Source organism: Roseateles puraquae, assembly GCF_002205845.1.
GTDB classification, from domain to species: Bacteria; Pseudomonadota; Gammaproteobacteria; order Burkholderiales; family Burkholderiaceae_C; genus Pelomonas; species Pelomonas puraquae.
On record NZ_NISI01000001.1, the window covers coordinates 984703 to 996751 of the forward strand.

Consider the following 12049-nt stretch of genomic DNA (forward strand, 5'->3'; position numbering starts at 1 on the left):
AGGCGCTCAGGGCGCGGGCACCCAGCCGCCCGGCGCGCCGGTGGCGATGGTCGAGTTCTGGAAGATGTCGGCGCGGCTGGTCAGGCCTGCGGCGCTACCCAGCTGGCGTGCCAGCGACAGGCTCACCGACTGGCCATTCACCGTGACCAGGCCCTGCGACAGCCGGGCACTGATGTTCAGCGGCGCGCCGTTCAGGTCGGTGCTGCCGTACTCGCGCCAGCCCACCGCGTCGGTGGCCGCACCATCGGCCGTGCCGGCCCAGGGCGGCGGATTGCTGCTGCAGCTGCCGGTGCCCACGCCGGTCTTGCTGGTGCCGGTGCCCACGCACCAGCCCACCGGCAGGATGTGCGAGCCCATCTTCGTGTTCACGAAGGCGATGTGGTCGATGTAGGTGGTCGAGGTCGTGCCCCCGCTGCGGGCCAGGTAGGCCTGGGTCACGCCCGGGTCGGCGGTGAGGCGGCTGTTCAGGAAGATGAAGCCCTTGTCACCCGGCGTGGCGCGCGCCTGCAGGATGTAGCCGGGCGAGCTGCTGCCGGTGTCCACCACCGAGCGGATCTCGCACTCCTCGAACAGGCTGGCCATCACGCTGCCCCAGATGAAGTCGACGTTGCCGGCGACCAGCGACTGGTAGATCCAGTTGTAGCCCTTGAGCTGCAGCGTGTCCTGCTGGCTCAGGAAGTTCATCTGCTTGGCCACCAACCGCGCCGCCGCGGCGGTGGTGCTGGTGTTGAAGTACAGCGCCTCGGCCTGGTTGTCCCAGCTGGTGCTGCGCACATGCGGGTTCTGCAGGGTGAAGTTCTGCAGCGTGAGCAGATCGGCCGTCTCGACGAGGAAGGACGCGCGCCCGCCGCCCAGCACGCGGTGGCCGAGCGTGCGGCCAGACGTGCTGAGGGCTGTGCCCGCGGCGGCACTGCTGGCGCCGCTGCCCGAGTTCAGCGACTCGAAGTTCACGTCCCCCACCACCACGCCGTCGCGGCTTTCGCCCACGATGCTCAGGTTGGACACCTTGCGCAGGATGTTCAGCTCCGGGTAGCTGCCGTTGGCCAGCGTGATGAGCTTCGGGGTGGCCACCGTGTTGCAGCCGTTGGCGGCCGGGCTGTTGGTGGAGCAGTTCTTCATGATCCAGTTCAACGCGCCCTGCAGCGTGCGGAAGTCTGCGGTGCTGCCGTTGTCGTCGACGCTGACGCTGGTGAAGCTGGCCGGCGCCGGTCGGGTGGTGAACTTCCAGCCGTCGGCCTTGCCGATGCCCGCGAACGCCGTGCCCTTGATCGTGCCGACGAGCACGCCGGCATCCACGGTGACGTAGTAGCTGGTGTTGAAGTCGAGCTTGTTGTTGTGCGGCTTGATCCAGGCGGTGCTGCCCTTGACGCTGACGGGGCGATACCAGACGTAGCGCGCAAAAGTGGCGCCGTCAGGCATGGCACCCAGGCCGAGGGCATCGATCTCCAGGTTGGTCCGCGGCAGCACCGTCTGCGTGTCGGTGGCCGACGGCGCATTGCTCAGGTCGAGGCTGTCGACCAGCACGTCGTCGCTCGTGCGGTAGATGTTGATCTTGCCGCTGCTGCCAATGGTGGGCGGTGCATCGAAGGCGATGGCCAGTCGCGTGTCGTTGGGCACACGCGTTTCATTTGCAGCCGGGAAGCGGGTGCCGGCGACTTCGGCCACGTTGCCGCTGCCGGTGATTTGCGTGGTCACCTTGCCGGCGCCGGCCAGCAGCAGCGCATTGGCCTTGACCAGGGCGGTCGGCCGGGGCTTGTAGGCATACGGCGGCGTGAACGGCGTGCCAGGCGCCACCGTGCAGTTGCCCAGCGCCAGGCCGTTGACGGTGGAACCGCTGTCCAGGAAGACACCGGTGCGGTCGCTGCTCGGGTAGGTCACGACGCTGTCGCAGCCCACCGCGCCGTCAATGGCGAACACGTTGTTGTGCGACAGGATGTTGGCCTGCTTGCCCACGCCAATGCTGTAGGAATGCGGATAGGGGTTGGCCGTCTTGCTGCCGACAAAATAGTTGTTGAACAGGTGCACCTGGCCGAACCGCACCCGCGGCACGCGCTGCGTCACGCCGTTGAAGACGTTGTTGGTGAGGGTGATGCGCAGCTTGCCGGCGTCACTGGTGAGGCTGTCGGACCCGCCGACCAGCATCGTCTTGTCGTGCTTGGTGATCAGGTTGTTGGAGATGGTGATGAGGTCGGCACCCTTGGTGATGTCGATCGCCCCGTCGTGGCACTGCTTGGTCTTGCCGTTCTCGATGGGCAGGGTGTCATCGGTGACCGGCGCGTCGGTGATGGTGTTGCGGTCGATCCAGACCTGGGTGGCGGTCACGATGCCGATGGCGTCGTACTGGGAGTTCCAGTTGCCGGTGGCGCCGTCGGTCGGGTCCCATACCGGGCCGACGTCGCAGGGGGCCACGATCGTCAGGTTGCGCACGATGACCTGGCTGACGCTGGTGATGTCGATCCAGGCATTGATGAAGCCGGCTCCGGGGCCGTCACCGATCAGAGTGGTGTTGCTGGGCAGCTTCACGCGCGCGCGCACCTTCTGGTCGGCGGTGCTGGAGAAGCGCACGCCTTCGGTCATGTCGATGGTGCCGACGACCTTGATGATCTTGGGCAGGTCGCCGCCGTTGGTGATGGCGTTCAGCAGCTCGGCGCGGTTGCGCACGGTGTAGATGCGCTCGGCGGTGGCGGCGCTACCGCCCACCGTGCCGGCGCCCCAGCCGTCAGCGGGCGCGGTCTGGCGGGCCACGTCTTGCGCCTGGGCCGCGAGGCCGCAGGCCGCCAGCGCGAAGGCGATCAGATGGTGCAGCGGCTTCATGCGGACCTCCGCGTGCGACGCAGCGCCAGCAGGCCGAGGCCGGCCCCGAAGAGCGCCAGGCTGGCGGGCTCCGGCACGGCCGCGGCCGTCACCTGGGCCGTGAGGATGCCCCACTGACTCGTGAAGCTGAGGTTGTCGAGCGTGAGGCTGACGGTGTCCGGCCCGGTGAGCACGAAGCTGTAGCTGCCGCTGCTCAAGGCAGTGACGTCCACCGGCGCCAAGGCCGCCAGCGGCTGGGTCAGGCCGGCGAAGCTGAAGCTCAGCGTGTAGCGGCCAGGCAGTGCGAGGTCGCCGGTGTTGTTCCAGACCTGGATGCGGCCATCGGTGAAGAAGTCCACCTGCAGCGCGCCATCGGCCGAGATGAACTCGATCTCGGTCGCCGACAGGCGCGTGATGTTGCTGGCGGTGTCGTCACCGGACAGGAAATCCAGACCATACAGCTGCGTACTGGCGCCGCTGACTTGGCCCGTAATGAGGATGCCCGCGGGCAAGGTGTCGTCGGCGTGCGCCGACGCGGTCAGGCATGCAGCAGCCAGGACCGCCAGGGTCTTGCAAGTCTTCACGTGTTGTCTCCATCGAGGCCGGTCCTGCCCGTGGGCGGCCGGCGCTTCTTGGTGTTACGGCGGAAGACCTGCAGGGTCTTGTGTGCGCCTCAAGCGCAAGAGGGTGCAGACGCAGGCCGCACCCTCTGGTGTTCTCAACCTGTCAGGGCTTAGAACTTGTAGCGGCCGCCGATGATGAACTCACGGCCGGTGTAGTTGTTGACCACGACGTTGTTCATCGCGCGGGAGATGAACTGGTCGTTGGGCTGGTTGGTGAGGTTGGTGGCCTCGAAGGTCAGCTGCAACTGCTTGTTGAGCTGATAGCCCATCGACAGGTCGACGTTGAGCGTCTTGTTCTTGCCTTGCTCCAGCTGGTTGTTGGTCAGCAGCACGGTGGTCAGGAAGGCTGCACGCGCCGAGGTCGAGATGCGGCCGCTCAGGGTGCCGTCATCGTAGTAGAACGACAGGTTCCAGGAGCGCGGCGACAGGTTGATCAGGTCCTCGGTGATGTAGGTCGTCGTCGTGGCCGTAGCCGACGACGGGTACTTCATCTTGGACTTGACCTGCGTGTAGTTCGCCAGCACGCCGAAGTTCTTGCCCCAACCCGGCAGGAAGGTGAAGGGCTGCTGCACGTTGATCTCGAAGCCCTGCAGCTTGCCGCCCTCGGTGTTCACCGGTGCGCTGACGGTGAAGATTTCGTCGCCCGTGAAGTTGGCCGGCAGCAGCGACAACGGCAGGCCGGTGTCCTTGTAGGCCACGTTGCGGCCGTTGGTCACGACGAAGCTCTTGATGTTCTTCTGGAACAGGCCCAGGCCGATGAAGCCATTCTTGGAGTGGTACCACTCACCGCTGAGGTCGAAGGTGTTCGCGCGATACGGGTCCAGCGCCGGGTTGCCACCGGTGTAGCTGAGCGTGCCCACCGTGCTCAAGGTGCCGCCCGGGTTGAGGTTGGGCAGCGGCGGACGCGACATGACCTTGGCCGCCGCGGCGCGCACGATGAGGTCCTTGGTCAGGTTGACGCCGACGTTGAACGAAGGCAGCCAGTCGGTGTACTGGCGCGTGGCCGTCACGGGGCTGCCGCCGCCCGTGGCCAGGTAGCCGGTGGCCGACAGGGCCGTCTTCACGTAACGGGTGCCGAGGTTGCCGCGCACGGGCATGCCGCCCAGGCGGGTCTCGAAGTCGGCCTGCAGCCAGCTGCCGGTGTCGGTTTCGGTGATCGCGCGGTTGTTGCCGCGGGCATTGCCGTTGGTGATGGAGGTGAGCGTGAAGTCGCCGGAGCCGCCCGCCTGACCGGTCTTCAGGCAGTTGCAGTAGATGTCGTACGCATTGGCGATGGCGTTCAGGTTCGGGATGAGCCAGGACGTCGTGGAGCCGGCGGGCAGGTTCTGCCCCTTGCCGAAGCCCGACAGCGTCGTCACCAGCATGGACGCGTCCACACCGGCCGGCAGCGTGTTCATCGTCTCGACGGTGCGGCGCGATTCGTAGCTGATGAACTTGAACTGCTTGTAGCTGACGCCGGCCCGCAGCGTCAGTGCGTCGGGGATGAAATCCCAGGCGACTTCGGCGGTGGCCACGTCCTGGCGGTTGGTGGCGCCGTTGGGACGGATGCGGATCTCGCTGGGCGTGAAGTTGGTGATGCCCGTGGCGCCCACCGGCACGCCGTAGATCTTCAGGCCGCCGTTGGGGTCGCTGGGGTTGAGGTTGCCGTAGCCCAGCAGCGGTGCGCGGTCATCGCCCCGCGCGTCGTAGACGTAGCCGTTGACGTTCGGCGCATCCAGCGTCGTGGTGGTCTGGATGGGGTTGCGGAAGCGCGACGTGGCACGGCCGAGCTTGGCCGTGAGCTTCAGCGACTCACCGATCTCCTGCTCAACCGTCAGCGTGGGCTGGGTGAACTCGGTGCTGAGCTTGTCAAAGCGCGACTCGGAGCGGATGTCCACCCCATTGAACTTGCCATAGATCATCTGACCGCTGGCCGCGTACTGGGCTTCGACGACGCTGGTCTGCGGCTTGCCGCCCTGGGCGAGCGTGCGGCTGAACGAAATGGCTTCGAGGAAGTCTTCCTGGCGCGTGGCTTCGAGCTTGGAGTACAGCATGTCGAAGGTGAGCAACATGCTGTCCGCCGGGCGGACCTGGATGGAGCCGGTCAGGCCCAGGCGATCCTGGTCGTGCGTGAGGCGGCCATAGCGCGGCAGGCGCGGGTGGAAGTTGGTGGCGCTGCTCGCCAGGTTGTAGGCGGCCACGCTGTCAGCGGTGTTGGCAGGCCGGGTCGGGACGGCGGTGGCCGGCACCGTGGTACCGGAAGTGCCGCAGGTGGTGGCGGGCGTGGTCGGGTTCAGCGGGGTGGTGCCGGCCGGCGAGCACCAGCCGCCGCTGGAAGCGCCGTTGTCCCAACGCACGGTGCTGAAGCCCTCTTCGTAGACCTGGCGCTTGGAGTAGGCGCCCGACAGCAGCACGCCGATCTTCTTGTCGGCGAAGGTGTTGGAGATCAGGAACGACGCCTTGGGCGTGGTCTTGCCGCGGATGTCGTTGTACGTGCCCTTCACCGACACGGCCGCCACGAAGTTCTTCATGTCGAAGGGGCGCGCGGTCTGCAGATCGACCGTGGCGCCCAGCGAGCCTTCGTCGACATCGGCCGAGCTGCTCTTGCGCACCGTCAGCGAGCTGAAGAGGTCAGCCGCGAAGACGTTGAAGTCGAAGGCGCGGGTGCGGTTGGCGCCGCCCGAGCTGTCGGTACCGCCCGTGGTGGCCAGGGCCTCGACACCATTGATGCGCGTGCGGGTGAAGTCACCGCCCAGGCCGCGCACCGAGATATTCCGGCCTTCGCCGGCGTCACGGTCGATCACCACACCGGGCACGCGCTGCAGCGACTCGGCCAGGTTGGTGTCGGGGAACTTGCCCATGTCCTCGGCCTTGATGACATCGACGATGCCCTTGTCCTGGCGCTTGGCGTTCAGGGCACTCTCCAGCGAGGCGCGGATGCCGGTGACGGTCACCGTCTCCAGTTGTGCCGAGGTTGCCGGCGTCGTCTGGGCCCACGCGGGTGCGGCAGACAACGTCGCGAGAGTGGCGGCCAGGGCCACCGGGCTGAGGGCCAGACGGTGGGACGGACGGAATGCGGACATGGAGGTCTCCTGGTGCAAGGCCACCTGGGCGCGGGCCGCGCTGGTGGCTCTCGGGGTTATGTAAGGCGTCGAACCCGGGCGCACGCAGGGCACCCGTCAATGCGAGCCGGCGACGCGGCAGTGCGTGCGCTGGCGGGTGTCGTCGCGCTGACAGAGGGTCAACGCGCTGACGAACTGAAGCTCATCGCGCTGGGCTCGCATCACGCCCCGTGAGGTGGGAAGCGTCAGTGGCGACTGCTCACAAAGCTGCTTGCTTGGCCCGGCTTGTAGACGATGATAGGGGGAAGCGACAAAATTCGGAACATCGGTTCACTAATTAGAAACCATGATTCCGCGGGCCTTGCCACGTGACTAAAGTCGCGCCGTCGGAAAAGTGGAACTGCGTTTCAACATTTCCCAACCCCCTCGCGGCACACCGAGCGCCGTGCAACCGGTGCCTGCGGCACCTTGGATGACTGACATGGTTCTTCAGAACTTCAACCTGGCCGGCAAGACGGCCATCGTGACCGGCTGCAACACAGGCCTTGGCCAGGGCATGGCCCTCGCCCTGGCGCAAGCCGGCGCCGACATCGTGGGCGTCAATGTGTCCGAGCCGGACGAAACCAAGGCCGCTGTCGAGGCCCTGGGCCGGCGCTTCCTGGATCTGCGCGCCAACCTCGGCGACGTCAGCTGCATCCCCGACCTCGTCGCCCAGGCCAAGGCGCTGAACGGCTCGGTGCACATCCTCGTGAACAACGCGGGCATCATCCGCCGCGAAGACGCCATCAAGTTCACCGAGGCCGACTGGGACGACGTGATGGACCTGAACCTGAAGTCGGTGTTCTTCCTGTCGCAGGCCGTGGCCAAGGTGTTCATGGCCCAGGGCAGCGGCGGCAAGATCATCAACATCGCCTCCATGCTGAGCTTCCAGGGCGGCATCCGCGTGCCTTCCTACACCGCCAGCAAGAGCGGCGTCATGGGCATCACGCGCCTGATGGCCAACGAATGGGCTTCCCACGGCATCAACGTGAACGCCATCGCCCCGGGCTACATGGCCACCAACAACACGGCGCAGCTGCGCGCCGACGAGCAGCGCAACAGCGCCATCCTGGAGCGCATCCCGGCCGGCCGCTGGGGCAAGCCCGAGGACCTGGCCGGCCCGGTGGTGTTCCTGGCCTCGCCGGCGTCGGACTACGTCAACGGCTACACCATCGCCGTGGACGGTGGCTGGCTCGCCCGCTGAACCTCGCGCCCAGCCGCTGCAGACAATCGAGCCATGAAAGCCACCGAACGCAAGTTCCAGTTCCTCACCCGCGAGGACCCCGACACCGGCGCCCGCGTCACGCGGCTCACGCCGCCCGACGTCACCTGCCACCGCAACTACTTCTATCAGAAGTGCTTCACCAACGACGGCACAAAGCTGATGTTCGGCGGCGAGTTCGGCCCTGAGCCGAGCCCGAACTGGAACCTGCACCTGCTGGACCTGACCTCGCAGACCGCCCTGCAGCTCACCGAAGGCCCGGGCGAGAACACCTTCGGCGCCTTCATGAGCCCGGATGACCGCTTCGTGTTCTTCGTGCGCGGCGACCGCAACCTGATCCGGCTCGAACTCGCCACGCTGCGCGAGGAGATCGTCTACATCGTGCCCGAGGGCTGGGTGGGCTACGGCACCTGGGTGGCCAACAGCGCCTGCACCAAGATGGTCGGCATCGAGATCGCCGCCGCCGACTGGTTCCCGCTGACCACCTGGCAGAAGTTCAACGAGATGTTCCACAAGAAGCCGCTGTGCCGGCTCTTCAGCGTGGACCTGCAGACGGGCAAACGCAGCGTCATCCTGGAGCAGCGCGGCTGGCTCGGACACCCGCAGTACCGGCCGTTTGACGACAACACCGTCGCTTATTGCCACGAGGGCCCGCACGACCTGATCGACGCGCGCATGTGGTTCATCAACGAGGACGGCACGAACCGCCGCTGCGGCAAGGAACATACCGACGGCGAGAGCTGCACGCACGAGTTCTGGGTGCCCGACGGCAGCGCCATGATCTACGTGAGCTACAACGCCAAGTCACCGGAGCGCTGGATCTACAGCCTCGACCCGGTCACGCTGGAGAACAAGCTCCTCACCGCGATGCCGCAGTGCTCGCACCTGATGAGCAACTTCGACGGCACCCTCATCGTCGGCGACGGCTGCGGCACGGTCAGCCACGACAGCACGGCCAGCAATGCCATGCTGGTGGGCGACCCCTATCTGCACCTGTTCGACCTGCGCGGCGGCCAGGCCGCCACCCGCAAGATCGCACGCCACGACAGCGGCTGGGACGTCTACAAGGACAACCGCCAAGTCACCCACCCCCACCCCAGCTTCACGCCGGACGAGAAGCAGGTGCTGTTCAGCTGCGACAAGGAGCGCGCGAACGGCGTCGAGCCAGCCCTGTACCTGGCCGATCTGTGAAGCGCGCGCTCGCCCTGCTCGCTGGCCTGGCGTGTGTGCTGACCACCGCCCACGGTCAGCCGCGCCCGCAGCTGAGCGCCGAGCAGGCCGCGCGCCACACCGCGGCCGCCTACCTCGGCGACTGGCAACCCGGCCCGCTGGCCGACCTGGCCGCGACAACCCCCGACTTCATCGTGAAGCCGGGTGAGTCGCTGCAGGCCGCCATCGACCGCGTGCCCGCCCGGGACAGCCGGCGCTGGGTCATCCAGCTGCTGCCCGGCACCTACCGCGGCCCGGTCTGCATCAAGGACAAGGCGCCGCTGGCCTTGGTCGGCTCGCCCCTGGATGCGGCCGCCGTGGTGCTGGTGGACGGCCGCTATGCCGGCAAGCCCAAGGGCGAGCAGGAGGCGGCCCACCCCTGCTGGCCCGAACTGGGCAAGACCACCATCGGCACCAGCGGCAGCACCACCGCGCTGGTGCAAAGCAACGATGTGCAGTTGCTGCACCTCACCGTCGCCAATGACGCCATGGACGGCATCCGCCGCGGCGAGACCTACCCACCCGGCGTGGGCGAGAGCGGCGGCGCCCAGGCCGTGGCCCTCACGCTGGCCGGCGACCGCATCCAGCTGGAGAACGTGCGCCTGCTCGGTCACCAGGACACCCTGTATGCCAAGCGCCCCGCCCCTGAGGCGCCGGCCCGCCAGCTCATCCGTCACAGCCTGATCGCGGGCGACGTGGACTTCATCTTCGGCAATGCCGTGCTCGTCATCGAGGACTGCACGGTGCTGACCCGCGCGAACCGTCGCACCCCCGGCCACGGCGGCATCGTGCTGGCGCCCAGCACGGCCGCTGACGTCGCCCAGGGCTTCCTGGTCACGCGCAGCCGCCTGGTCGGCGAAGCCGGCCTCGCCCCCGGCAGCACCGCCATCGGGCGCGCCTGGGACGCGGGCGTGAAGGCCGGCACCTGGGTGGCCGGCGTCAGCCCCAACGGCGTTGCGGTCGTGCGCGACAGCGAGATCGGCGCCCACATCGGCCCCTGGCAGGCAAGCACCTCACGCCGCCCCTTCGACGCGGCCGTCAACCGCCTGGGCGAGTTCAACAACCGGCAGCCATGAAGGCCTCCTGGCGTCGCCGTCGCCGATCGTCTTGCTGATCGAATCGGCGCCCCTGCAGGTCCCTGTCACGGCTGAGGGAGAATCCAGCCAACCCCATCCTGGAACAAGCGTCCGAAAGAATCAGAACGATGGATGAAGACATTGGCGATTCGAAACAGCCGGAGTCGGTAGCCGCGGTACTCAAGGTGTTCGCCATCCTGAACGCCCTGGGCGAGCGAAGCGACATCGGCATCACCGACCTCTCCGTGCGCCTGGCCATGCCCAAGGCGACGGTCTACCGCTTCCTGCAGACCATGAAGACCCTGGGCTACGTGCGCCAGGAAGCCGACAGCGAACGCTACGGCCTGGCCATGCGCATGTTCGAGATCGGTGCCAAGGCCCTGCCCTCGCCCGACCTCGTCGACCTGGCCCGCCACCCGATGCAGATGCTGGCCGATGCCACCGGCGAGACCGTCCACCTGGGCAGCCTCATCGACAGCGAGATCATCTACATCCACAAGGTCGACTCGCGCCATATGCTGGGCATGTACTCGCGCGTGGGCCGCCGCGCGCCGCTGCACTGCACCGCCATCGGCAAGGTGCTCATGGCCTGGGAGCACCCCGAGCGCCGCGACCGCATCCTCGATGGCGCCGAGTTCAAGCGCTTCCGCGACAAGACCATCACCGACCGCGCGGCCTTCCTGGCCGAACTCGCCCAGGTCAAGCAGCAAGGCTTCGGCGAAGACCGCGAAGAGTTCGACGACCATATCCGCTGCCTGGGCGTGCCGATCTTCGACCGACTCGGCCAGCCGATCGCGGGCATGAGCGTGTCTTTCCCGACCTTCCGCTTCGACGAAGCCAAGGCGCCCGAAGTGGTGCGTCAGCTGCAGGCCGCCAGCCGCGACATCTCGGCCAAGCTCGGCTGCACCCGCTTCCCGCTGGACGCTGCGGCTTAAGGCGCGCCGCCGGGCTGTCACACCTGGGACGCCCGGCCGGGTCGCCGGGATGCTTCAATGCCGGCTGTCGTTTTCACAGGCAGCCGCCATGAGCACCACCAATCACCAGATCGTCCTCGCCTCGCGCCCCACGGGCGAGGTCAAGCCCGACAACTTCCGCCTCGTCGAAGTGGCCCTGGCGCCGCTCGCCGAAGGCCAGGTCCGGGTGCGCAACCACTACCTGAGCCTGGACCCGTACATGCGGGGCCGCATGAACGACAGCAAGAGCTACGCGGCTTCGCAGGCGCTCGACGAGGTCATGATCGGCGGCACGGTCGGGGAGGTCATCGAATCGAAGAACACCAACTTCGCGGTGGGCGACAAGGTCGTCGGCATGGGCGGCTGGCAGGAATACGTCACCGTAGACGCCACCCAACGCGGCGTGCTCAGCAAGGTCGACACCACCCACATCCCGCTGTCGGCCTACCTCGGTGCGGTCGGCATGCCGGGCGTGACCGCCTGGTACGGCCTGGTCAAGATCATCAACCCCAAGGCGGGCGAGACGGTGGTCGTCAGTGCCGCCAGTGGCGCGGTGGGCTCGGCCGTCGGCCAGTTGGCCAAGGCACGCGGCGCCCGCGCCGTGGGCATTGCCGGCGGCGCTGACAAGTGCCGTTATGTGGTCGAAGAACTGGGCTTCGACGCCTGCATCGACTACAAGCAGCATGCCGACGTGAAGTCCCTCTCCGCGGCGCTCAAGGCCGCCTGCCCGAACGGCATCGACGGCTACTTCGAAAACGTCGGCGGCATGATCCTGGACGCGGTGCTGCTGCGCGCCAACGCGTTCAGCCGCGTGGCCATGTGCGGCATGATCTCCGGCTACGACGGTCAGCCCATCCCGATGGCGGCGCCCCAGCTCATCCTGGTGAACCGGATGAAGGTGGAAGGCTTCATCGTGTCGGAGCACATGGAGGTCTGGCCTGAGGCGCTGAAGGAACTCGGCACGCTGGTCGCCACCGGCAAGCTCAAGTACCGCGAGACCGTGGCGCAAGGCCTGGCCAGCGCGCCCGAGGCCTTCATGGGCCTGCTCAAGGGCAAGAACTTCGGCAAGCAACTCGTCAAGCTCGTCTGAGTG

Annotated in this window: 8 protein-coding genes; 5 read left to right on the top strand and 3 right to left on the bottom strand. The window is 67.2% G+C overall.

The genetic code is table 11. The annotated features are described in order from the left end of the window. Positions 1-6 precede the first annotated feature (6 nt). The 3 genes from CDO81_RS04470 to CDO81_RS04480 all read right to left on the bottom strand — a co-directional run bounded on the left by CDO81_RS04470 (position 7) and on the right by CDO81_RS04480 (position 6478). Complete coding sequence (locus CDO81_RS04470) at positions 7-2814, bottom strand: pectinesterase family protein (RefSeq protein ID WP_088481917.1); 2808 nt, start codon at positions 2812-2814, stop codon at positions 7-9. Further along, positions 2811-3377 (bottom strand): PEP-CTERM sorting domain-containing protein, encoded by a 567-nt coding sequence (locus CDO81_RS04475; protein WP_088481918.1) that lies wholly within the window; start codon positions 3375-3377, stop codon positions 2811-2813. The genes CDO81_RS04470 and CDO81_RS04475 overlap by 4 nt, the downstream gene beginning before the upstream one ends. A gap of 149 nt (positions 3378-3526) precedes the next feature. After that, a complete protein-coding gene (locus tag CDO81_RS04480) occupies positions 3527-6478 on the bottom strand; it encodes a TonB-dependent receptor (protein ID WP_088481919.1) in 2952 nt (983 codons plus the stop codon). A gap of 451 nt (positions 6479-6929) precedes the next feature. Here CDO81_RS04480 and kduD point away from each other — a divergent pair, with 451 nt between their 5' ends. The 5 genes from kduD (at position 6930) to CDO81_RS04505 (ending at position 12046) form a co-directional block, all read left to right on the top strand. Next, positions 6930-7700 carry a 2-dehydro-3-deoxy-D-gluconate 5-dehydrogenase KduD gene (gene kduD, locus CDO81_RS04485; RefSeq protein WP_277596018.1) on the top strand — a complete coding sequence of 257 codons (771 nt, stop codon included), beginning with the start codon at positions 6930-6932 and terminating at the stop codon, positions 7698-7700. 33 nt (positions 7701-7733) lie between these two features. Beyond that, on the top strand, positions 7734-8909 hold the full coding sequence (locus tag CDO81_RS04490; RefSeq protein ID WP_088481921.1) for an oligogalacturonate lyase family protein: 1176 nt from the start codon (positions 7734-7736) through the stop codon (positions 8907-8909). Continuing rightward, on the top strand, positions 8906-10003 hold the full coding sequence (locus CDO81_RS04495) for a pectinesterase family protein (protein ID WP_088481922.1): 1098 nt from the start codon (positions 8906-8908) through the stop codon (positions 10001-10003). The genes CDO81_RS04490 and CDO81_RS04495 overlap by 4 nt, the downstream gene beginning before the upstream one ends. Before the next feature lie 128 nt (positions 10004-10131). Further along, positions 10132-10938, top strand: coding sequence for a DNA-binding transcriptional regulator KdgR (gene kdgR / locus CDO81_RS04500; protein WP_088481923.1), 807 nt, complete (start codon positions 10132-10134; stop codon positions 10936-10938). An 88-nt stretch (positions 10939-11026) separates the two neighbouring features. Continuing rightward, positions 11027-12046 (top strand): NADP-dependent oxidoreductase, encoded by a 1020-nt coding sequence (locus tag CDO81_RS04505; protein ID WP_088481924.1) that lies wholly within the window; start codon positions 11027-11029, stop codon positions 12044-12046. The last annotated feature ends 3 nt before the right edge of the window (positions 12047-12049 follow it).